This window comes from Corallococcus sp. CA049B (assembly GCF_003611685.1).
Lineage (GTDB): Bacteria > Myxococcota > Myxococcia > Myxococcales > Myxococcaceae > Corallococcus > Corallococcus coralloides.
Genome location: NZ_RAWC01000013.1, coordinates 54,369 through 76,277, shown reverse-complemented (window position 1 = coordinate 76,277; position 21,909 = coordinate 54,369). Strand labels below are relative to the sequence as shown.

At 67.9% G+C, this 21,909-nt stretch carries 21 protein-coding genes; 12 read left to right on the top strand and 9 right to left on the bottom strand.

Annotation, left to right across the window (positions count from 1 at the left end; all coding sequences use genetic code 11):
- Positions 1–201 precede the first annotated feature (201 nt).
- Positions 202–1,470: a DEAD/DEAH box helicase gene (locus D7W82_RS05095; protein ID WP_120617245.1), complete on the top strand. Its 1,269-nt coding sequence runs from the start codon at positions 202–204 to the stop codon at positions 1,468–1,470.
- 49 nt (positions 1,471–1,519) lie between these two features.
- On the opposite strand, the gene D7W82_RS05090 is transcribed toward D7W82_RS05095, so the two are convergent.
- Positions 1,520–2,797 carry an APC family permease gene (locus tag D7W82_RS05090; RefSeq protein ID WP_120617244.1) on the bottom strand — a complete coding sequence of 426 codons (1,278 nt, stop codon included), beginning with the start codon at positions 2,795–2,797 and terminating at the stop codon, positions 1,520–1,522.
- A 479-nt stretch (positions 2,798–3,276) separates the two neighbouring features.
- Between D7W82_RS05090 and D7W82_RS05085 the strand changes: the two genes are divergently transcribed.
- The 4 genes from D7W82_RS05085 to D7W82_RS41335 all read left to right on the top strand — a co-directional run bounded on the left by D7W82_RS05085 (position 3,277) and on the right by D7W82_RS41335 (position 6,102).
- Positions 3,277–4,563, top strand: a complete 1,287-nt coding sequence (locus D7W82_RS05085) for an HNH endonuclease (protein WP_158617593.1) — start codon at positions 3,277–3,279, stop codon at positions 4,561–4,563.
- A 154-nt stretch (positions 4,564–4,717) separates the two neighbouring features.
- The gene (locus tag D7W82_RS05080) at positions 4,718–5,035 is read left to right on the top strand and encodes a hypothetical protein (RefSeq protein ID WP_120617242.1); all 318 of its coding nucleotides are present in this window, start codon (positions 4,718–4,720) and stop codon (positions 5,033–5,035) included.
- Between the two features lie 227 nt (positions 5,036–5,262).
- Entirely contained in the window at positions 5,263–5,730 is a 468-nt protein-coding gene (locus D7W82_RS05075; RefSeq protein WP_233587306.1) for an ATP-grasp domain-containing protein, read from the top strand.
- A gap of 135 nt (positions 5,731–5,865) precedes the next feature.
- Positions 5,866–6,102 carry a SelT/SelW/SelH family protein gene (locus tag D7W82_RS41335; protein ID WP_233587305.1) on the top strand — a complete coding sequence of 79 codons (237 nt, stop codon included), beginning with the start codon at positions 5,866–5,868 and terminating at the stop codon, positions 6,100–6,102.
- Positions 6,103–6,157: 55 nt separating this feature from the next.
- Here D7W82_RS41335 and D7W82_RS41330 read toward each other — a convergent pair whose 3' ends face one another.
- Together D7W82_RS41330 and D7W82_RS41325 are read right to left on the bottom strand one after the other, a co-directional pair.
- On the bottom strand, positions 6,158–6,418 hold the full coding sequence (locus D7W82_RS41330; RefSeq protein ID WP_233587304.1) for a glutathione binding-like protein: 261 nt from the start codon (positions 6,416–6,418) through the stop codon (positions 6,158–6,160).
- 6 nt (positions 6,419–6,424) lie between these two features.
- Positions 6,425–6,865, bottom strand: a complete 441-nt coding sequence (locus D7W82_RS41325; protein ID WP_233587303.1) for a glutathione S-transferase N-terminal domain-containing protein — start codon at positions 6,863–6,865, stop codon at positions 6,425–6,427.
- A 130-nt stretch (positions 6,866–6,995) separates the two neighbouring features.
- Between D7W82_RS41325 and D7W82_RS05065 the strand changes: the two genes are divergently transcribed.
- Positions 6,996–7,883, top strand: a complete 888-nt coding sequence (locus D7W82_RS05065; protein ID WP_120617257.1) for a LysR family transcriptional regulator — start codon at positions 6,996–6,998, stop codon at positions 7,881–7,883.
- Between the two features lie 59 nt (positions 7,884–7,942).
- Here the strand turns inward: D7W82_RS05065 and D7W82_RS05060 are convergent, their stop codons facing one another.
- From D7W82_RS05060 to D7W82_RS05045, 4 genes are all read right to left on the bottom strand, one after another.
- Positions 7,943–8,401 carry an SMI1/KNR4 family protein gene (locus tag D7W82_RS05060; protein WP_120617241.1) on the bottom strand — a complete coding sequence of 153 codons (459 nt, stop codon included), beginning with the start codon at positions 8,399–8,401 and terminating at the stop codon, positions 7,943–7,945.
- A 10-nt stretch (positions 8,402–8,411) separates the two neighbouring features.
- Positions 8,412–8,801 (bottom strand): hypothetical protein, encoded by a 390-nt coding sequence (locus D7W82_RS41320; protein WP_233587302.1) that lies wholly within the window; start codon positions 8,799–8,801, stop codon positions 8,412–8,414.
- 279 nt (positions 8,802–9,080) lie between these two features.
- The gene (locus tag D7W82_RS05050) at positions 9,081–10,298 is read right to left on the bottom strand and encodes a HAMP domain-containing sensor histidine kinase (protein ID WP_199727682.1); all 1,218 of its coding nucleotides are present in this window, start codon (positions 10,296–10,298) and stop codon (positions 9,081–9,083) included.
- On the bottom strand, positions 10,288–10,956 hold the full coding sequence (locus tag D7W82_RS05045; protein ID WP_120617240.1) for a response regulator transcription factor: 669 nt from the start codon (positions 10,954–10,956) through the stop codon (positions 10,288–10,290). Before D7W82_RS05045 ends, D7W82_RS05050 begins: the two co-directional genes overlap by 11 nt.
- A 117-nt stretch (positions 10,957–11,073) precedes the next feature.
- On the opposite strand from D7W82_RS05045, the gene D7W82_RS05040 reads away from it, so the two are divergent.
- The 3 genes from D7W82_RS05040 (at position 11,074) to D7W82_RS05030 (ending at position 14,136) form a co-directional block, all read left to right on the top strand.
- Positions 11,074–11,859 (top strand): alpha/beta hydrolase, encoded by a 786-nt coding sequence (locus D7W82_RS05040; RefSeq protein WP_120617239.1) that lies wholly within the window; start codon positions 11,074–11,076, stop codon positions 11,857–11,859.
- Positions 11,860–12,002: 143 nt separating this feature from the next.
- Positions 12,003–13,517, top strand: a complete 1,515-nt coding sequence (locus D7W82_RS05035; protein WP_120617238.1) for a hypothetical protein — start codon at positions 12,003–12,005, stop codon at positions 13,515–13,517.
- 73 nt (positions 13,518–13,590) lie between these two features.
- A complete protein-coding gene (locus tag D7W82_RS05030; protein ID WP_120617237.1) occupies positions 13,591–14,136 on the top strand; it encodes an AAA family ATPase in 546 nt (181 codons plus the stop codon).
- Between the two features lie 326 nt (positions 14,137–14,462).
- Here the strand turns inward: D7W82_RS05030 and D7W82_RS05025 are convergent, their stop codons facing one another.
- Positions 14,463–14,810 (bottom strand): hypothetical protein, encoded by a 348-nt coding sequence (locus D7W82_RS05025; RefSeq protein WP_120617236.1) that lies wholly within the window; start codon positions 14,808–14,810, stop codon positions 14,463–14,465.
- Positions 14,811–15,068: 258 nt separating this feature from the next.
- Between D7W82_RS05025 and D7W82_RS05020 the strand changes: the two genes are divergently transcribed.
- The 3 genes from D7W82_RS05020 to D7W82_RS05010 are packed head-to-tail and all read left to right on the top strand — an operon-like array spanning position 15,069 to position 20,541.
- Positions 15,069–16,460, top strand: a complete 1,392-nt coding sequence (locus tag D7W82_RS05020; protein ID WP_147439226.1) for a hypothetical protein — start codon at positions 15,069–15,071, stop codon at positions 16,458–16,460.
- Positions 16,457–18,415: a hypothetical protein gene (locus tag D7W82_RS05015; protein WP_120617234.1), complete on the top strand. Its 1,959-nt coding sequence runs from the start codon at positions 16,457–16,459 to the stop codon at positions 18,413–18,415. The genes D7W82_RS05020 and D7W82_RS05015 overlap by 4 nt, the downstream gene beginning before the upstream one ends.
- Positions 18,412–20,541: a DEAD/DEAH box helicase gene (locus tag D7W82_RS05010; RefSeq protein ID WP_120617233.1), complete on the top strand. Its 2,130-nt coding sequence runs from the start codon at positions 18,412–18,414 to the stop codon at positions 20,539–20,541. The genes D7W82_RS05015 and D7W82_RS05010 overlap by 4 nt, the downstream gene beginning before the upstream one ends.
- A gap of 61 nt (positions 20,542–20,602) precedes the next feature.
- Here D7W82_RS05010 and D7W82_RS05005 read toward each other — a convergent pair whose 3' ends face one another.
- Positions 20,603–21,847, bottom strand: a complete 1,245-nt coding sequence (locus D7W82_RS05005) for a hypothetical protein (protein ID WP_120617232.1) — start codon at positions 21,845–21,847, stop codon at positions 20,603–20,605.
- Positions 21,848–21,909 lie beyond the last annotated feature (62 nt).

The following is a 21,909-nucleotide window of genomic DNA, read 5'->3' as shown; positions in this document are numbered from 1 at the left end:
GAGAAGCCGCGGAGGGACTGGCCGCTTCTGATGGAGTTCGTCCGCCAGCGCGCCCCGGAGTTCCTGGCGCGGCTGGAGGGTGTCCCGGAGGCCTCGAGCGGGTCACCCGGAGCCGCTTCCACCGCTTCCATCTACCTGCCCGGACACCCCAGGTAGGGTAGGGTTGTCCGTGCCGTGCCAGCCACCCAGGGCTCCCCTCCCATGACCTTCGCTTCACTTGGCCTGTCGGACGCGCTCGCCCGCGCCGTGGCCGAACTTGGATACGACGAACCCACGCCGGTGCAGCGCGCGGCCATCCCCGTGGTGCTGCGCGGCGGCGACGTCCAGGCTTCGGCGAAGACGGGCTCGGGGAAGACCGCGGCGTTCCTGCTGCCCCTCCTGGAGGCCTTGCGCGCCCGGCCGGGTGGGGCGGTCCGGCCGGTGCGGGCCTTCATCCTGGTCCCCACGCGAGAGCTCGCCGCCCAGATCGCCGACTCCCTCCAGCGGTATGGCCGTCACTTGAAGAAGCCGCTGAAGACGTGCCTCGCGGTCGGCGGCGTCTCCGCGAACCCGCAGATGCTGGCGCTCCGGGGCGGCGCGGACATCGTCGTGGCCACACCGGGCCGCGCGCTGGACCTGGTGGATCAGAACGCGCTCCGGCTGGGAGAGGTGGAGACGCTGGTGCTCGACGAAGCCGACCGGCTGTTCTCCCTGGGCTTCGCTGACGAACTCAACCGCCTGCTCACGCTCCTGCCCGCGCGCCGCCAGAACCTGCTGTTCTCCGCCACGTTCCCGCCCGCCGTGCGTACGTTCGCGGAGCGACTGCTGCACGAGCCCACGCGCATCGACGTCGATGACGGCGAGTTGCCCTCCGCGGACCTCATCCGCCAGCGGGCCATCCAGGTGGATGCGCCCCGGCGCACGATGCTCCTGCGGCAGTTGCTGGAAACCCACGCGTGGTCCCACGTCCTCACGTTCGTCGCCAGCCGCTACGCGGCGGACCATGTCGCGCTGAAGCTCAACCGCGCCGGCATCCCCGCGACGTCGCTGCACGGAGACCTCAGCCAGGGGGCCCGCACGCGGGCGCTCGCGGACTTCAAGGCGAAGCGCGTGCGAGTCCTCGTCGCCACCGACGTCGCCGCGCGCGGGCTGGACATCGCGGGCCTGCCCGCGGTCGTGAACTACGACCTGCCGCGTTCGACCGTGGACTACGTGCACCGCATTGGCCGCACGGGGCGGGCGGGCGACCAGGGCGTGGCGATCAGCTTCGTCAGCGCGGACACCGAAGCCCACTTCCGTCTCATCGAGAAGCGCAACCACCTGTCCGTCGCGCGAGAGCAGGTGGCGGGCTTCGAACCGACGCAGACCGCCGTGTCCGCCGCACCGCCGCTGGATGCGAACGGCGGCGTGAAGGGCCGGCGCAAGAGCAAGAAGGACAAGCTGCGCGAAGCCGCCGCTGCCGCCGTCCCTCCCCCGAAGCGCAAGCCGTAGCGCCGTTCATTTCCGCGAACGCGGCGAAGGGGCCGCGGGGGGCGGGGCGCTATCCGAGCGCCGCCTTCCCGTCCGGCTTGCGCTGGAACCTGTAGAGCACGAAGCCCACCGCGAGTGCGATGGCCCCGGCGACGAGGTTCTCTTTCTCCGCGCTCAGCGCGAAGACGACGCACAGCGCGGCGGCGGCGAGGGGAATCACGGGCCCACCGGGGATGCGGAACGCGTTCGGGGGCGCCTGGAGCTTGCGGCGCAGCACGGGCACCGCCAGGGCCGTGCCGAAGTACGTGGCGAGCCGGGCCACTACGGAGAGCGTGGCGAGCACCTCGAACGAGCCGGAGAACGCCAGGGGCAGCGCGATGGCCGTCTGCGTGAGGATGGCGACCGTCGGCGTGCGGTAGCGCGGGTGCAGCGTGGCGAGCGCGGCGGGGCCAAAGCCGTCCTGCGCCAGCGCGTACAGGTAGCGCGGCCCGGCGAGCACGGTGTTGCTGTTGGTCCCCAGGATGGACAGCACCCCGCCCACCGTCATGAGGAGCCCACCCCACCCCCCGAGGAACCGCGCGGCGGCGTTGGCGAGCGGCGTCTGCGCGTCCGCGACTCCGGGCAACGTGCCCAGGGCCACCCACTGCACCGCCGTGTAGATGAGCGTGACCACGCCAATCTGCACGATGAGCGCGAAGGGCACATCGCGGCGTGGGTTCTTGAACTCACCGGCCGGAGCCGCCGTGTTCTCGAAGCCGGCATAGGCGAACAGCAGCAGCAGCACCGCGGCCCCCAGGTTGCCTCCCTCCCTGGGAGCCACCGACGTCGCCAGCGGCACGGACACGGAGAAGAGCCCCACGGCGATGAACACCAGCAGGGGCACCGTCTTGGTGACGGCGAGGAACACCGCGGTGCGAGCGCCGCCCTTCACGCCCACGACGTTGATGGCGGTGAGCGCGAGCAGGGGCACGGCGATGGCCAGTCCCTGGCCCACGCCTGAGTTCGCAGCGGGCCAAAGGAAGCCCAGCGCGCGGGAGAAGCCGACGGACAACGAGGCCACGGACGAGACGCGCGCCAGCCACGTCATCCAGCCGACCTGGAACCCCACCCGTTCTCCAAAGGCCTCACGCGTGTAGAGATAGGCGCTGCCGGGCTTGTCGAAGTAGCTGGCCGCCTCCGCGAAGCAGAGCACGAGCAGCAGCACCGCCAGCCCCGCGAGCACGACGGCGCCAGTGCTGGCCGAGCCCAGGTTCGCGGCGGCCGCCGCCGGCAGCAGGTAGACACCGCTGCCGATGACGTCGTTGATGGAGAAGCCGACGATTTCCCAGCGCGATACCGCGCGCCGCATGCCCGGCTCATGAGGAGACGAAGGGGTTCCGGTGGTCATGGATGAAAGGGGGAGGGGAGCCCACTGGAGCACAGATGCGGCGAATCCGCGAATTCGTGAGGAACTGGGCTCCTGCCCTGGACGAGCGCATGGGGATGGATGTGGCTGAGGCTCGGGGCTCCAGCCGCTCTCCTGAGTTGCTGCGTCTGGAAGGATCTTGGGTACGGCGCTTGAGCCATGTCGCTTCAGATGGGCGTACTGGATGGGCGGGTGTACGTAGAGGTTCCGCCGCAGCCTGAGAACGGGTTCGCCAGTCTTGAGCGCATCCCCGCTTCGCAGGGCATCCTGACCTGGCCGAATATCGACTGACGTCCACGTTCACCAGGATGTCGACGCTGGTTCGAGCCTCGGTCCTCGTGGCGTCAATCGCATCGCGCGAGTGCCTCCGGCGAGCCCAAGACCCAGGAGACAGATGGCTGAAACTCAGCCAAGATAGTCGCATGCCTTTTGATGACTTCCGTGCTTGGCTCCAGACGAGATATACCTCGGAAACGACGGGGCGGCCGCTGAGTCGCGCCGCTGCGGGAGATTATGTCTCTCGTCTGCGGAAGCTGTCCCTCCTTACGGGCCGAGATGTCGAGAACGCATCCGGTGACGAGCTCGACAGCTTTCTAAACTTGTTGAGCACGGATGCGGAGCTGCGCCAGCGTATTCCGCTCAAGGTCGTAGACGATGTGGCAGTTGCAGTTCGTCGCTACCGGGAATTTTTGGGTGAGGCAGCCGCGTCCACGGAATACCAGGTTGAGAATGAGGTGGTGGATTCGGCGACGCCTCATGATGGAGGTGAAGAGGTGACGGACGAAGCCCTTGCGGAGTCGGTAACGGGCAGGACGAGGTCCGCGAAGCACAAGCCGGAACAGTTCGCGGCCGCTTGTGAATGGGCGGAGCAAGTGGTTGACGGACATAAGACACGTGCGGAGGCGATCGCTGCGTTGGTTGAAGAGCAGGCGATGAATGCCGGCAGTGCTGAAGTGCTGCTTAATAACTATCGGTGTTTGCGACTGGGGCAGGGGTTCAGTTCCCCAATGAGTGCGGAGGCGACGCAGTATTTCGTGGATAGCATCGTGGATCGCTTCGGCGCGGAGTCCATTCCGGGACTGATGACCTCCCTCCAGGGGTATGTGGCCTATGCGGTAGCTCAATGGGGCAACCCTTCAAAGGGCGTGGTGCGCATCCTCGATGCCCTGCGCGGACAGTTCATCGCGTCCGAAGCGTGGAATTCTCTTGTTTCTGCGGCGACCGCTCTGCCGCCCTCGTCTCCGGAAGAAAGTCCGAACCTTCCCGCGTCCGAAATCCTGCGTGAAATCTGGGTTCGCGGTCCGCAGCATGCTGCGTTTCGGCGTGAACTTCTGCGCCGCTGGTCTGGTTCGTGCTCAGTGCACGGCGTTCCCTGCAATGGACAGCTTCGCGCGTCCCATATCGTGGCGTGGCGGCTGGATGAGTCCTTGCGAGGCGATGTGAACAACGGTTTGTTGCTCTCGAGCCCGCTGGATGCTCTTTTCGACCAGGGCCTGATCTCATTCGCAGCCGACGGCAACCTTCTGGAATCGGACCAGTTGCAGCGCGAGACAGCGCTCCATTTTGGTGTCAAGCCCGGACTCCGCCTGCGTTGGGATCATCTCCCCGAGCCCGCGCGGCAGGCGATCCGGGCGAATCTTGCCCTGCATCGCGCGTTTCATGTTTCCGGGCAACAGCACCGATACGCACAGCCTGCCTCGGCGCCCTGAACCGTGTGAAGCCTGGCTTCTTGAAGTGGATCGGCATCTCCCTGCGCGGCGCGGAGTGCGTCGCAATCGTGCCGCAGCGTGAAGCACAGATCGGATCCTCGCATCGTATCGCGCCGCGCGTTCGCGCTTCGCCGGTGCCCCCTGGAGCCACGACGTGCTCGATGGGGTGGGTCAGTGCATCAAGGAGGTCGTCCGCTTCTTCGGCGCGAAGAAGGGCTGGACTCGCCACATCGACGTCAGCTGGTATGCCATTGCGATTGGCGCCGCGCGTCTTCCCTGCACGCGACTTGAAGAACTCTCGGCGCGCATCGCTGATGGGTTCTACGAACCCGCGGAACTCATCGGTGTCAGCGCGGAGTTGCTCGTAATTGAGCGCGGCGACATCGCGGCTCGCGTCGACCTTCGTCGCTCCATCCAACTCGAGGCGCTCATCCCGTTCACGTTCGGAGGCGCCAACGTGAGCGGGTCGTAGAACACGTGGGGGACTCCCTGCTCACGCTCTCCAGATTGCCGTCGAGACATTTACCGCGAAGCAGCTCTCCAGGGCCCCAGGTATCGTTTGCTCGGGACGTCCTGGTGGCGGGTGACGTACCAACTGTGCTGGGAGCGCTGAAACAACTCGGAATCCCTGCACCCGAGACCCACGATTATCCGCCGAGCCTGAGTTCCTTTCTCCACCGGCGTGTCTAGCGGAGCACCGTGAGAGACCTGAAGGCGGCCATACTCCAAGAAGCAGGCCCTCCGGTTTTCGCCAAACCCCATGGGCGCCGTAAACGATTCACGGGACACGTCTTCGCGTCAGTGGAAGATCTGCTCTATCTGGAGCGCGCATCGGCGAGCACGGAGATCCTCTGCTCGGAAGTGGTCCGATGGCAGAGCGAGTTCCGGGTCTTCGTCGTGCAGGGGACCGTTGTGGGGATTCGCCACTATGGAGGCGACCCTGCACATCGAATTGATGAAGAGCAGGTCAGGCGGGCCGTCCAACTGCTGGAGGAATCTGGAGAGGGTACAGCAGGATATGCGGTCGACTTCGGCGTGCTCGAGTCCGGTCAAACCGCCATCGTCGAGTGGAACGATGGTTTTTCGCTGGGCGCCTATGGCTTGGGACAAGGCCCCTATACCGACCTGACGCTGGCCCGCTGGCTGGAGCTTGTACGGCCTGTATGACGTCCAACGCTCTGCGCGAGACACAGGGCCGTCCGCTGCGCCTCCGGAGGGCTGGCGCGGGGCGGGGCTGGGCGCCACGATGGTGCAGGTGCCGCGCATCCTCGCGCGGTGTCCCATTCCGTCAGGAGGCGCACCATGGCCGACGCGAAGGTTTCCATCACCTACTGTACCGCTTGAGGATACCTGCCCCGGGCCGCCCGTGCGGCGGCCGCACTGAAGGACGAACTGGAGTTGGATGCGGAACTGAAGAAGGGCGGGTCGGGGGTTTTTGAAGTGGCGGTGGATGGGAAGGTCGTCATCAAGAAGACTGGCCTGGCGTTCCCCACCGAGCAGGAGGTGGTGGACGCGGTGTTCCGCGCCCTGAACCCTTGACGTCGATGGCTTCGCCGCCCGTTCCTGGGAGAGCGGGCGGACGGGGCTCCCCAGTTCACGCGGGCAGCCGTCGCAGGGCCTCCGCGAGGCGGATGTGCCCCTGGAATGCTCCGCTGCTCTGAGGCGTCTCGCCCTTTTCAATGGCATGGGCGAAGCGCACGCCAGCGTCCGCCTCCAGCCGCTCGAAGAGGCCCTGGAGCTTCGGGTAGTCGCGGCGGTCCAGCACCTCGTGGTACCGGGTCCACCGGGCGATGCCGATGAAGTAGGCGTCCGCCAGCGTGCGGTGGTCGCCCAGAAGCCACGGCGTGTCGCCCATCAGTGCCTACAGGTTCGCGTGCGCGGAGATCACCTTGCGGGCCCCCAGGTTGCGCAGCGCCTGCTTTTCGGACTCCGGCAGTTCGGCGTGCTCGATCGCGTACCAGAGCGGCGAGAAGGCGCTGAAGAAGGTGGTGTTCAGGTACGCGAGCATCTGGTTCAACCGGTCGAAGTCCTCGGTGCCCTGGGCGAACGACAGGCCGGTGTCCACTCCGCGCGCGCCCAGGTGATTGAGGATGGCCATGCTTTCGCTGATGCGCGCGCCCGTCTCCGTCATCAGGGTGGGCGTCTCCGCGATGGGGTTGATCCGGCGGTAGTCCGCGCTGGTGACGTCCTCCGGCATGGCGATGCGGCACAGCTGGTAGGGCCGGCCCAGCCACTCCAGCGCGACGATGGAGCCGAACGAGCAGCCAGAGGGGACACCGTAGAAGAGGGTAGGCAGTGCCATGGTGAAGCTCCTGTCCGAAGGCGAAGGCGTGATGCCTTCGATGCGGACAAGATGGCCGTGACGATGCGCGCCGTGTAGACAGCGGAACGCGAACGCAAGGTCCACACCCGTGGACGATGAGGCGCGGCCCTTGAATCTCAATGACCTCCAGCTCTTCGTCCAGGCTGTGGAGAGCGGTGGCTTCGCCGCGGCGGCGCGGCGGCTGGGCATTCCCAAGTCCACGGTGAGCAAGCGCGTGGCCGAATTGGAGGACGCGCTGGGCGCCCGGCTCATCCAGCGCACGTCGCGGAGCTTCACGCTGACGGAGGTGGGGCGGGACTTCCTCGACCATGCCCGCGCCGCCGTGATGGAGGCGGAGGCCGCGGAGAACGTGGTGCGCCGCAGGCAGGCGGAGCCGAGTGGCGTGGTGCGGATCACCACGTCGGTCCCCACGGCGCAGTTCCGGCTCGCGGACCGTCTGCCACTGCTGGCGCTGGCGCATCCCAAGGTGCGCGTCGAGCTCCACGCGACGGACCGCTTCGTGGACCTGGTGCAGGAGGGGTTCGACATCGCGGTGCGCAGTCACTTTTCGCCCTTGCCCGCATCAGGCCTGGTGCAGCGCCGGCTCGCGGTGGAGTCCACCATCCTGGTGGCGTCGCCCGGCTACCTGTCCAGCCGCGGCAGGATTCGCAGGCCCGAGGATTTGAGTGAACACGACGGCCTCCTGACCAGTGCCACGGCCGCGCAATGGCGGTTGCGCGGGAGGGCGGGGGAGACGGTCACCGTGATGCCGCGGGCGCGCATGACCGCCGATGAGTCGCTGGTGCTATTGAAGGCTGCCACGGCCGGACTGGGCGTCGTCTGTCTACCGGAGACGTTCACCCGCGTGGACGTGGAGGCCGGGCGGCTGGTGCGTGTGCTTCCCGCCTGGACCGCGGGCACGGTGACGACGACGATCCTGACGCCACACCGCAGGGGCCAGCTTCCCGCCGTGCGCGCCGTCATCGACTTTCTGATGGAGGGCGCTGGCGAGGCGTGAGCGTCCTCGGCAAGGGCGCCTGCGCCGCCACCCTTCCGTGCTGATGCTGGGAACGGTGTTCACCCGTCGAGCCAGTACGAGAAGCCGTCGCTACGCATCGCACGATCCAGGAACTCCGCGAACGAGGAGGCGATGCGCTTCGCTACTGGATACGTCTCATGCCACGCATCGAAGAGCGGATACGAGCCGCCGGCCTGCTGGGCCACGTCCAGGATGACGTAGTTGGTGTCCTGCATGTCTACCAACGTGTACTGGGAGGGCGCCCCATACTCGTTGGTGTCTCGCCCCATGATGGCAACGCGGGCCCGGCGGATCTCCGCGAGCGAGAGAATGCGGTAGCTCGCGTCGGGCTCTTCCTCGAAAAGCGTTCCGCCATCGGAATGCAGGTAGAAGGCGCGCAGGTCCGCATCCAGCTTCCATCCGATGCGAGCCTCGAAGGCTGCGACCTCCGACGGAGTCGCTGGTGGACGGGGGAAGTGGAGGCGGGAGAACTCCTTCAGCAGTCTGTCCATGGACATGGTGGTGCCCTCAGTCCACGTAGGGCCGCTCGGGGCCTGGTGCCAGCCACTTTCCCCCGGGTGCATAGCAGGCGGGGTAGGCGCTGTTGAACTCGAGGTGTACGTCGGGCGGGACAGGAAGAATGTTGCCAGGAGCTAGCGGAGGACCTCCATGCAGCAGGTCGTAGATGTGGTGGCCGGGCCAACTCGTCTTGCCCGTCTTCGGCCAGTCGCCGAACTCTGTACTCCAGTCACGCCGGAAGGCTGTGCGACCGCGCTCCCAGATTTTCCGCTGTGCCTCCCCGTCGGGCACGGACGGGTAGTCGCAGCAGCAGTGGGTGATGGCCATGCGACCACCGGCCTCCGCGGGCATGAAGAGGTAGCGCCCCTGCCAGTCGGCCTTGATGTCGGCCAGCCACATGCAGCGCCGCGCACTTTGACTCGCAGCGGGACAATAACGCGGCGCTGCACTGCCAGGGGCCGTAATAGATGGTCGTCCGGAGCTGGCCGCCATCCGGAGTCCTGACGACTGACCCGACCCACTTCGCGCGCGCAGGGCTTCCTCCACCGCCGACGGTGGCCGAGCCGCACCCGCCAAGGGCGAGGAGAGCGGCTGCGCTCATGATGCCGCGGATGGCGAAGGCAGCTGTCATGGCAGTCGATGACAGCACAGCCACGGCTGCCAGGCCAAACGCTCGCTTCAACTCATGGCTGGCGTGTCGCCCTCTCCGCGCCAGCTCAACCGCACGCGCGTGCCTCGGGGTTCCAGTGCGTGGATGGACAACGCCCACCCGAAGCGCTGGGCCAACCGTTCCACCAGTGACAGGCCGATGCCGTGGCTCTCGCTCCCAGGCTCGGCGCGGCCAAAGCCAACCCCTGTGTCGGTCAGGGTCCATGCCGAAGGCTCGATGGTGATCACGATGCGCCCTTCGTTCGTGTAGGCGAGAGCGTTCTTGAGGAGGTTGCCCATCATCACCCTGGCGACGGATGCAGGGACGGGCGCGTGGACTTCGCCCGCGGATTCAATCGTGAGCTCGACGCCGTCACTGCGCCGCAGGTGCCCGTACAGCGCGAGCAGCTCTCGCGAGACTCGGTGCAGGTCGCAGCGCTCCTCGGCGCGGCGCTCGCGGGCCAGCCAGAGGATGCCCTCCGTCAGCAGGCCCATCTGGCTCACGGCCCGGCGCAGCCGGTCGAACGTCTCCATGTCCTTGGGCGGAGCGAGCTCCAATATCTCCACCGCGCCCTGGGCCACGGCCAGGGGGGTGCGCAGCTCGTGACTGGCGTCGCGGTTGAACCGCTGCTCACGCTCCAACTGCTCCTGGATGCGCGCGTCCCGTGCGAGCAGCGCGTCCCGAAGCGTCCGGACCTCGGCCACTGCGCCGTCATCCTCGGGTGGCGGTGCCCCTTCGGCCCGGAGCCACTCCACCATCCGCTCCAGCGGCCGACCGAGCCGGCGGGCCACGAGGCGGGCGAGGAGCGCGGCGGCCAGCAACGCCAGCAGCGCACTGCTGAGGAGCAGTCCAGCAGTTCGCTTCAATTGAGCTGTCGTGCTCGTCAGGCGCGTCACGTCGAACGCGAAGTACCGGCGGCCTCCTCCATCACCTGGGCGCACCGCGACGTGGAAGTGTCCGTGGCTCCCGGCGGCCACCTCGTACTCTCTCGGAGGCGCGTCCGGACCCAGGCGCTCCGCGAGCCAGGGCGGCAGCGCGCCGTGGCCGTCATACCGCGTGATTCCGGGGACGTGACCTGGCTCGCTCCGGTCCGCCTCCTCGGCCACGATGCGGCTGAAGATGACGTCCTCGAGGTCGTAGCTGAAGAGCGTGAAGATCCCTCCCATCAGCACCAGCGCGAACGCGGCGGACAGTGCCATGGCGCTCTGGAGTACGGCGCGCACCGGCCTGCTGGACCTAGCGCGCATCCAGGCGGTACCCCTCGTTGCGCAGGGTGGTGATGGCATCGTCGAGCCCCAGCCCGGCCAACGCCTTGCGCAGGGCATAGACGTGCGTGCGCAGCGCGCTGGACTCGGGGGCTTCGTCCCCCCAGAGCCGCTGCGCCAGCGTGGTCGCGGGGACGGCTTCGGGCGCGGCCTCCATCAACCACCTCAGCAACAGTGCCTCGGTGCGGTTGAGCCGGACGGAACGCCCACCCCATTGCGTGTGCCCGCTGTCCGGTTCCAGCGTGAGCCCTCCCCGTGACAGCTTCCGCCCGCTCGGAGGCACGGGCCGGCGCGCCAGCGCTTCCAGGCGCCAGCGCAGCTCGCGGAGCGAGAACGGCTTGACGAGGTAGTCGTCCGCGCCCGCCTGGAAGCCCGCTTCCTTGTCATCGAGCGTGTCCCTGGCGGTCAGCATCAGGATGGGCACGAGCCGGGGCGCGACCTGCCGGTATCGCTCGCAGACCTCCAGGCCGCTCATGCCGGGCAGCATCACGTCCAGCACGATGACGTCGTACGGGTGGCCCAGCGCGAGCGCGAGCCCCTCGGGCCCGGTGCTCGCGAAGTCCAACTGGAAGTCCGGCTCCAGGAACCGCGCGATGTTGGCCTGGAGGTCGCGGTTGTCCTCGATGACGAGCACGCGCATGGAAGTGACCCGGATGCTACCCGCGTCCGCGTCAAACGAATGTCAGCGCGTGAGTGACGCCTGGCTGACCGCCGCTCCCGCACCCTTCACGGCCTCTCTCACTCGAGGAGTCCCGTGATGATGCGTTCGCTGTTCCTGGCTCTGATGTTCCTGGCCACCTCCGTGGCCCATGCCGCGAGCCCTGCTGTCCCCCTGGAGGTCCGCGCGGCGGATGGGGAGCGGATTCCCGCGTGGGTGCTGGAGCCGGAAGGGAAGGGGACGAATCCGCCCGTGGCCGTCCTGCTGCACGGCCTCACCCGGAGCAAGGACGACTGGCTGTCGGATGCGGAGCCGACCTTCGGGGGCGCGCTGACGGAGCAGCTGCGGAGTGCTGGCTATCGCGTCTACCTCATGGACGCGAGACGGCACGGCGCGCGAGCGACCCCTGACGCGCGGCCCGGAGCCCTCGCGAAGCGAGCGCACGCGGGCGAGCCCGGTCCCTATCAAGCGATGATTGTCGACACCGTGAGTGATGCGCAGGCGCTCCTCACCCAGGTGCTCGCCAACGGCAAGAAGCCGCCGAGGGTGCTCGTCGCTGGCTACAGCATGGGCGCGCAGGTGGGCCTCCTGCTGGCCTCGCGCGAGCCTCGGATCACCCATCTGGTGACGATGGTGCCTCCCCATGTCGACCCCGTGCTGGGCGACGCCGCACCGGTGAACCGGATGGGCCAGGTTCATCAGGCCTGGCTGCTGTTGACCGCGAACCGCGATGTCTTCTCCACCGAGGAGGACACCCAGCAGCTGTTCGACGCCGCGCCCTCCAAGCGCAAGACGCGCCGGGCCTTCGACAGCGGGCACGCGCTGCCGCGCGAGTACCTGGACGAGGTCCGGCGCTGGTTGGGTGAAGCAGCGCGAAAGCCGTAGGTTCTTGTGGGTGGATGTCCGGCCGGGGGGCCCCTGCCACAGGCGCCGCAACTGGGGCGCCATGCAGGCGATAATCGCGGAAAACGAGGCGGATCTTGCCTCGCCAACCAGCCGCCCCGAGCCGGGGACGAGGGGGAACCTCCATGACGACGCCCATCCAGCGCAACGCACCCCGACCCATCGAGACGAAGCCCGCGGAGCGCCCCGTGGCGCAGCCCCCCGCCCGGAATGAAGCGGTGCGTCCCGGAACGGGGGCGGACGGGTTCCAGACGGTGGCGGGGACCGCGGAGACGCAGACGGCGAACCGCCTGGGTGCGACGCCCGCGGGAGCGGAGGAGGTGCGGACGACGAGCGCGACCCCGGTGGCGCCCGCGGCGCTGTCGCCCACGGAGCTGCGCTCGGCGCAGCAGGCCATCGCGAACGCCAGCGACGGCCGGGACGCCACCGCCGTGTCGGATTGGCTGAGGAACAACCCGGACCCGGCCAAGCAGGCGGCGTTCATGGACATGATGTTCCACTACGGCCCCGTGGCGGGCGGCATCCTGGACAGCGTGCAGCGGCTGCCGGAGGCGGACCGCACGCGGCTGTCCCAGGCGCTGGACAATGCCTATCGCTCCGGCGCGGTGTCTCCCCAGGAGCTGTCGGCGGCGGTGGCCTCGTCCGGCCGCGGTGCGCAGCCCGGAGCGACGCACGAGGGGATGGCGGGCATCATCGCCGGCACGGGCAACCCGGACCTCATCGCGACGTATGCGACGGCCGAGATGGGCATCGCCCGCGCGAGCGGCGGGAATGATCCGCAGCGCAGCGCGGCGGTCGCCACGGCGCTGGCGGGCATGCCGCCGGACCGGCTCCAGTCGTTCCTGGCGGCGAACCGGGAGGGCATGGCGGATGTCATCAAGAACATCAACGCCTCCGGCCCGGACGCGACCTACTCCCCGGCGCTGGGGCAGCTGCTGGACGCCGCCGGCCGGATCAACCCGCCCACGGCGGAGTCGGTGCAGGTGTTCACGAACTCCATCGACAGGCTGGGGGAGAACCGCGAGTCGCGCGCCGCCGCGGCCCGCTTCTTCACCCAGCATGGTGACGCGGTGCTGTCGTCGCTGCAGGACAGCTCGGGTTCGCTGGGGCTGGATGGCCAGAAGAAGATGTCCGAGTTCTTCGCCCGGACGCTCTTCTCTCCGCCGCAGGACTTCGCGGGCAGCGACGCGTTCCGCCAGAACGTGATGCAGCGCCTGGAGACGATGAACGCCGGGCTCGCGCGGCACGCCAACGAGAACCCGCCCTCGCAGGAGGCGAAGCGCGGCGCGCGACTCATGGGCAGCGTGGTGGGCGCGCTGGAGGGCGGCTTCCAGGTGTCCCTGGACGAGCTGGGCAAGCGCAACGAGGCCGTGAAGGGCATGGTGGATCTACTCTTCTCCGCCAGGTCGCTGCTGCCCAACCTGCCCATCCCCGGCGCGGGCAAGCTCAAGGATCTGACCCTCGATCAGATCCAGCGCTGGGTGACGTCCAGCCTCCAGGAGCGGGCCCAGCAGCCCTCGCAGGCCATCCCGTTCCACCGCACCTTCGGTGAGCAGATCGCCAACCCGGACCTGCGCACCGACTATGATGCCGCCCGCGGCGACGCCTTCCTCAACCGCCAGCGCGGTCTGAGCCGGTAGCAGCGCGGGGCCGTGAAGGGGAGGGGGCCGAGCGCCTCCTCCCCGTCAACGGAGGACAAGGAGTGCGGCACGCATGCGCATCGCAATGAGTGGCACGCACCGCGTGGGCAAATCGACGCTTATTGAAGACCTGGGGGAAGCGCTCCCGGAGTATCGGGTCGTCGACGAGCCGTACCACCTGCTCGAAGAGGAGGGGTACGAGTTCGCGTCTCCACCGAGCCTGGAGGATTTCCTCGAACAGCTCCGCCGCTCCCTGGAGCTGCTCGACGAAGAGGACGCGCGAAACGTCCTGTTTGATCGCTGCCCCCTCGACTTTCTCGGGTACCTCCTGACGCACGAGGACTCCGATGCGTTCGACGTCGAGGAGTGGCTGCCCCGGCTCCGTTCCGCCCTGAAGACCCTGGACCTCGTCGTCTTCGTCCCCATCGAGGAGCGCGATCGCATCCGCCTCCCCGCGCACGAAGATTCCCAGCAGCGCAGGGAGGTGGACGAGAAGCTCGCCTGGCTGTTGCTCGACGACCCCCATGAACTCGGAGTGGAGATCCTCTCCGTCCACGGGTCCGGAGCCGCGCGGGTTGCGCAGGTCCTTGAGCGCCTCTCGGGTACGGGGAGGCGTTGAAGGGCCGTCACGCTCCGGTCACGCCTCCGGGACTAATTCCCTGCGCACCTGCTCCCGGAGCGTCCATGCCCCTGATTCGACGGTTTCCTGTCACGCATCGCGCGCGCATTCCCTTTCCTCCTTCCGCTGGAGCCTCGCGCAGGCGGGGATGGGCGAAGGGGCCGTTGAGGAGGGCGCGCTCGCGTCCTGCCCGCTGCGACACCGGGCTCCCTCCTCAGCCATCCCGCCCGAGTTCACTGCGCTGGCTGCCCCACTGGGCTTCGCGGCCGACACCGTCCTGGCCACGGAGCCCGTGAAGGGGTCCCTCGCCAGTCAGGAGCCCCGGCTCAGAGGTCGCGGCCCGGCAGCTGTCCCACCGCGGGCAGGTAGCCCAGGTCCCGGACGTGGACGAACCCGGCCGGGGCCTGGGTGGACGTGGCGAAGACGCCCGCCAGTGACGCCGTCACGCGGTACTCCCAGGGCGCCTTGCCCGCATAGAGGTTGTCCGGCCTGCACCCCGCCGTGGGCGGTGATGGCTCCTCCACGGTCGCCAGCGGGATGTTGATGGATTCGAAGCGCCCAGTGCCGTGCAGTTGCGTGCCCTGCGCGCTGTTGCTGGGCGGCGGTTCCGCGCTTGCGCCCGCAGCCGTCAGCAGCATCGCGCCCAACAACCCGCGCCTCCAGGTCTTCACCATGTGTCCGTCGCTCCCCGCGTTCATGCGGCTTCACGGCGACGCCCCAAAGCGTCTCCGCAATCACATGAACGCGCATGTTGTGCTGGACCCGGGCGTGGTTGTCCATGACCCTTGGTCTGTCGTGAAAGACGTGCGCTAGACTTCGTCTCCACTCCAGTCGGTCGTGAACCACGAGAACTCCAGCAGGCCGCGCGCGTCGCCAACCCATTGCGCGCTGTGCGGTCAGGGACAGGTAGCGCATTGGCTCAAAAGACAGCGGTGGAGTACGGGCACGGATGGTTCTTCACGTCGCCATGGGAGCCACTCGTTCGGCGGCGCGGGGATGCATTGGGCCTGCGGGGGATCGCGGACCAATACGCGGATGCGCTCGCACCGGACCTCAGCAATGGAACGGTGGATGCCCGGTGGATCACGCTCCTGTCGTGGTGCCTCAAGGCTTCGCATGACGTCTGGGCGAAGGCGGAAGGGGAGTCCGGACTTGGCTCCCGGGCGGCCCAGCAGCGTCGCTACGCCTGGCTGCGCCCGCTCGAACTGCTGTGGGTAACCTGGACCCTCCAGGCGGGTGAGCCCAATGGCCGGCAGCTTCGCGGCCAGCGCACGGTGCGCAGATGGCTGGCGGGCGGGGCGCGCGGCGAGCGCTTTGGCATGCCTCCAGAACAGTTCCGTCGCTACCGCCAGACGGGCATGTACGGGGCGTACCGTACCCTCATGCGACGGGTTCCCGGCCTGACGTTGGGGGAGCGAGGCCCCGACGGCTGGACCCCCTCCACCGTCGTCAACGACCTCTTTGACTACGTCAACAGGCGGCTCCCAAAGCACGTCCGCTTCCGCGACGAGGACCTGGAAGGTGGCACGTATTGGGGGCGCTGGCGGGAGCGCGAGGAGCGCTGGTGGATGAGGGCGGGCTGGGACCTGGAGGTCGGGGGGCTGGAGGAACTGCTCCCCACCGAAGCAGGGATTTCAAAGCCTCTGCCGGAAGAGGAACGCGAACTGCTCAGGAGCTGCCTGTTCCCCAAGAACCACCGCAGGCTGGTGGTGGCGCGAGCGCTCAGGGGTGTTGAGCCAGGCTCACGGCATGTGGACCTGTGCGATCTCCTCGCGCGGGATCCGGTGCTGCAAGCCTCTGGCTCAGGTCCGCTTCTCGCCACGCTGCCTGCATTCACGCGGCTCGCAGATGCGGGCATGGATGCAATGCGCGCACTGTGGGGGGCGATTGGTGCCGCGAACCAGGCAGGAGGCCCCGAGGTCGCGGACCTGGCCAGCGTTCCCGCCATCCAGCAGCCGTTGAGCAGGCTCGTCGAGTCCTCCCGGGCATGGAACGCGCGGCAAGACACCGCGACCCTGCGGGCTGGCGAAACCGCGGTGCTCCTGGCGGGCGCGATGGCTGGTGCACGTACAGTCGGCGAGCAACTTCGTGCCCTTTCCCGGCACCACGAGCTCCATGGCGGAGGGCTGCGTTGGTTCCGCTTGCGACGAGGCCGTGTCGAACCGCTGTTGCCCCAGAACGGCGCGGCCGCGAGCCCCTACCGGTTTCGGCTCTGGCCCCTGGCGCGACTGGCCAGACAGTGCGGAGCCGCGGACACCCGGATGGCATTGGAAGCGGCGTTGAGCCGTGACGACGACGCACCGGACGAAGGAGGTGAGGCGTGAGCCTGGAACCTGACTGGCGGGAAGCGCTTCCCACGATTCCCCAGGGCTACCGGCTGGAAGCGGCGCTCTTCACTACGTTCGAGCCGGCACAGCCCGAGCTGCTCGTCGAACATCTGCTGCCTTCGATTCTCTCCCTCCACCGAGGGTTCGAGTCAGAGCCTGCCGCGCGGTCGCTGTACTTCGGAGAGCTGGGGCTCGCCCTCCAGCGGCTCCGGGGGCGGCTCACGGTCATCTCCTCACCTGCCTCCGTCGCGCGGGAGCGGGACCCGGATGCTGCCACGGGCGCCGCGTACCCGTGGTTGTGGCGCTACGTCGCTCCGTTCTTCACCGGCGCCCGGGGCGCGGCCATCCAGCACGCCAAGCTGTGGATGCTGCATTGGGTTTCGGTGGACGGCTCAGAGGATGGAGACGACGCGTTGCTGGAAATCGTCGTCTCCTCCGCCAACCTCACGCTGGCTTCGCTGAAGCAGCAACTGCAGGCAGGCTGGCGAAGTTTGCTGACCTTGGGCCCTCGCGGCACGCGCGCGAATCTTTCCACCTGGGGGCCGCTACCGCGTTTTCTTGAGGCGCTCGGGGAGTCCGCGGGGGAAGACGCCGCAGCGCGCACGCAAGCCTTCGTGAGCCTCTTGGGCCGGTGCGCTTGTCCGGAAGAGGTTCAGTTTGTCGCGAGCATCCCGAAGGCCTTTCAGCGTTCAGACGAGAAGTCCCGCTGGGGGGTGCTCGCCCTCGGGAAGATGGCGCCGGAGGGAAGGGGCCCCCTGCGGGTCCATATATGTACCCCATTTGTAGGCGAATGGCAGGGCACGGCGTTGCGGCAATGGAGTGAATGCCTGGGCGCGGACCTGGCGGACATCGCCCTGTCCTGGATTGTTTCCCTGCATCCCTGGGCGGAGCCTGGCGCCGGAGGGGGCTGGTGCATGTCGCGTCGCACACTTGACGTCTTCCGCTCCGAAGGCCTGGTGCTGCGGCGATTGGGTTACGAAGCGGAGGGGCCCGCCAGCGCCTTCCATGACAGCCATGGCCTCGCGGACCGTCGCTGGAGCCACGCGAAGTTGTACCTGTTGAGGCGTGGAAGGGTTCGCCGCCTGCTGGTGACGTCCGCGAACTTCAGCGCCTCCGCGTGGGGCACGGGTGACGCGGGTCCGCGCAACTTCGAACTCGGGGTGCTGCTGGACAGCGCTTGGCCCATCCAACCCGACGAAGAAGCCTTCGGCGAGGGGCATGAGGTGCACACCACGGACACCGTGGTGCAAGCCGCTGAGGCGATATTGAGCTGGGGCCAGGCGCTCTGGGATGGCGGAACCGTGACGGTTGCATGCCGGGGGCGAGCCGACGCGGAAACGCCGCATGCCCGGGTGTCGGGGGCGGGGCCTTTGACCGGTGCTGAGATCCAACTCACGGCTGACCCGAAGGACTCTCGTCAGTGGACTGGAACGGTCCCCTGGGAGGACGGGAAGCACCCTCCGCACACCGTCATCATCGCTTGCGATGAGGCGATGCTCGAAGTGCCTGTCCTGGACATGCGGTCCGCGGAGGCCTTTGCCCAAACCCCCTTGCCCGAGATCGACCCTGAGTCCGCCCAGGCCCTTCAGGACGCGCTGTTGTTGGAATCCTATGGGGCGCTGACGCTCGAACCGGAGGACCTCCCGACGTTGTCGCACGGTGATGCCTCCGTCCTGTTGTCCTCTGGGGGCGGACTGGCTGAGAACTACTCAGTGGAAGCCTTCACGGATGCCCGAAGCCTCTTTCTCGTCGTGGAGGCCTGGGCCCAGCGGCTTCAGATCGCGGAGGCGTGCGGAGACTCCGAAGGGAAGCAACGGCTGCTGGCCGACGGTACGCGGCTGGCGGAGTTGTTCCACCGCAGGGCGCAGAAGCAGACGAAGGCCGGGGCCCGGCTGCCCGCGCTCCTGGTCGCCGAGGAACTTCGCTGGAGGCTGGAGGAGGCCAAGACATGAACGGCAAGGGCTTGGACGTGGACGGGCGTTGTTGGAAGTTCCTTCAGTACCCTGAGAGCTATTGCGAAGCATCGGCGCGTTCGACGCGTCCCCTGGCGATTGAACCCACGCGCCGGCAGTTCGCCACTGCGGCGGCGATCCTCTCCAGGCTTTCCGGTAGCGATGGGCGGCAGGTCGGTGGCGTGCTCCTCGCGGACGACGTGGGGCTTGGCAAGACCACCGTGGCCGCGCTGGTGGCCTGGGTGGTCGCGGGGCAGGGCGGGACGGTTCGCATTCTCGCGCCCAACGCGGTGCTGCGGCGGCGCTGGGAGGAGGAACTCAAGGCCCACGTGCCCTTGCTTCAGGCGTGTGCGCGGAGCCTGGCGGTAGCCGCCAGCAACATCAAGGGATGGGAGACCGCCCGGCTGCATGAGAACCGCATCCAGGTGGGCACGCATCACCAGTTGATCGAGGCCCGGAGGGAGGGCCGGATCACCCGTTGCAGCCTGCTCATCGTCGACGAAGCGCACCGGGCGAAGGGAGATGAGAGCGCCTTTCGCCAGTCGCTGGAGGTGCAGGGGGAACACGCCGCAGCCAGGCTCATCCTCACCGCGACGCCCTTCAGCATCGACGTGAAGGAGCTCATCCAGTTGCTGCGGTTCTGTGGCGCGGAGGATGTCGAAGAGCCTGTGTCGCGCTATGCCCTGAGCCTCGCGCAACTGCACGGGCCTGCCCAGGGGCGGGACCCGGTGAAGACGGCCCGGAAGCTGGAGGCTGCGGGCAGGGCCGCCATCAACGCCATTGCTCCGTATGTCATCCGACATGGAATCAATGACCTCTCGGGGTCCGAGCGCCAGCATTTCGGCGACGTGGGCGAGACGTGGTCCGTCGAGGTTCCAGCGGCGGATGAGGCCTCCCTGGAGTTGCTGCTTCGCGCGGATCGGCTCCTGCGGCTGACACGCGAGAAGGGCCGGGAGCGCACGAATGATCCGCGCTTCCACGTGGGGTGGGGGCATCTTCGCAAGGAGGTCGACAGGGTGACCGGCCTGGCCCAGGGCGAAGTTCCGCTCGTGGTCAGGCACCAACTCAAGAAGACGTGCCATTTACTGCACGAGTGCGCGCACCAATTTCCACACCCGAAGATGGCCGCAGTCGCGAGAGCCGTCGCCAGGCGGGTGGAAGGACAGGAGAAGGTGCTCGTCTTCTGCCATCACCGGGCGACCGCGCTGGAACTGCTTCAGGTGTTGGACGCAGAGCTCCGCCTTCCAGAAGACGCGTCGATACAACCGCCGCTGGAGGTGTGGAGGGCGGAATGGAATGGCCTCCTGTTGAAGCGGCTGGAGGAGAAACCGCTGACGGATGAGCACAAGGACCAGGAGGCGTTGTTCGAGGCCTTCCTCGACTGGCTCTGTGGGCCGGGGCTGTGCCGCCAAGTGCTCTCCTGGCTCCCGGAGCAGCCCCTCAGCGGTGGACGCTTGCGAGAGCTGCTCTCGACAACGCGCGTGCGCGGTCGGAAAGAGCGGGGGGTGCCCAGGGTGCTGGACGCGGCGGACGCGCTCTTTCGCAACCTCACGGATGCGCGCTCGCGCTCGACGCTCGGCTTGCTGCGAGCCGCGTACTGGGGAGATTCCGAGCTGCCCGGGAACCTGGCGGAGGGGCACCGCGTGCTGGGCGCCTGGCAGCATTCCGCGGAGGGGGAAGATGTGCCGCGCATCCTCTTCCAGGGCGAACCGGATGTGGTGCTGAGCCTCTTCAACAGCCCTTTCGGGCCAGACGTCCTCGTGGCCACGGACCGGCTCTCCGAAGGTGTCGACCTGCACCGATGCTGCAGGTTGCTGGTGCATTATGAGCTGGACCCCAGCCCCATCCGCACGCTTCAGCGCAATGGACGCGTGAGGCGCGTTGGTGGCTGGGCGGGGCTGACGAGTCAGCCCATCGAATATGCGTACCCGAGCTTCAATGGCACCCGGGACGCTCGCGCCGTGGAAATCATGGACATGCGTCTCCAGCGCTTCGACCTGCTGCTCGGTGGCGTGCCTCCGGTGAGCCTCGACGAGGACGCGCCGTCCGAAGACTCCTTTGTCCAGAAGGTGCTTGAGGAATGTGGAGGCACGCTGAAGAGCCTGAACCGGCTCCTTCGCATCTGAAACGTCCCGCAGCCTTGATCCGGGCCCCCGTAATGGGGGCCCGGCGCTGGGGACGACGGGACTACCGGGCGAGGAACTGGTCCTCGGTGAGGCAGGGCTCAAGCTTCTCCGGCGTGACGAGGAAGGGCTCTGCCCGGTCCAGCGTGCGGGAGGCGCCCAGCGCGCTGTCGCCAATGGAGCCGCCTCCGTCGAACACCATGACCGCCCAGTCGTTCTGCGACGCGGGGAACACCGTGGCGCTGCTGCCGTCGCGGTTGAGGTCCCGGGCGTACGAGGCCGTCTGGATACTGCCGTTGGCGTTCATGTCCAGGTTGGCGCTCGCGTTGCCGGCGACCTGGACGTTGACGAAGCGCAGCCCGCCAATCTTCGCCAGGTCCGCCTCCGTGGTGGGGGCCACGGGCGTGAAGGCCGCGACCTCGTTGATGGCCGCTTCGCTGAAGGACGCGACGCGTACGCGCGAATAGTCGAACACGTTCGCCGCGCCGCCGATGGTGAAGCCATACACCTGATACTCGTAGTTCATGATGCTCAGGTAGTTGGGCTTGTAGTTGGCATTGTCGGTTCCACCGTGGCGCAGGCCGATGTTGTGCCCCAACTCGTGCATGAGCGTCCCTGCCTGCTGCGCCTCCGTGCCGCCTGGGGTGGACCAGCCGCCCAGCGTCACGATGAAGTCATGGGCGGGGATGCCGCGCGAGATGCCGCTGGAGGTGCCCCCGCTGTAGGTGTTGGCGAACAGCATGTAGTGGAAGAACGGGGCGCGGGCGGCGGCGAAGTACTTCGCCTTGATGATGTCGAAGTCCGTCCACACCGGGTTCAGATCCGGATCCGCGTCCGCCGTGGCGATCTGCTGGTCCAGCAGGATGTGCAGGTTGATGCCCGTGCTGCCGTCCGGGTTGGACACCGGCGCGTTGGCGAACGCGGTGATGATCCGGTTGAGCGCCCCCTGCGTGGGCTTGCGGTTGGCGTAGTAGTCCGCCTCGATGAAGATGTCCTTGCGGCGCGCGTTGGCGCCCAGCGCCGGCAGGTTCACGCCACCGGAACCGAACAACTCCGCATAGTCGCTCAGGCGGTCGCCGTCCGTGTCGGTGCTCTGCGGGTTGGTGCCGTACTGCGCCTCCACCTTGTCGCAGACGCCGTCGCCGTCGGTGTCCACATCAGAGGCCAGACACCCGGGCGCCGCCTGCGCGACGACGCCCTGGGCCACGACCGCCTCCGCCGGCCCGTCCACGCCTTCATCGCCACCACACCCGTTCAATCCCAGCAGGGCCACGGACGCCGTCAGCAAGGTCTTCTGGAGCTTGGACATACTCTTCCTTTGGAGTTCAAGGTCCGGCATCAAGCCGGCCTGGCCACTCTATCACGCTTGCT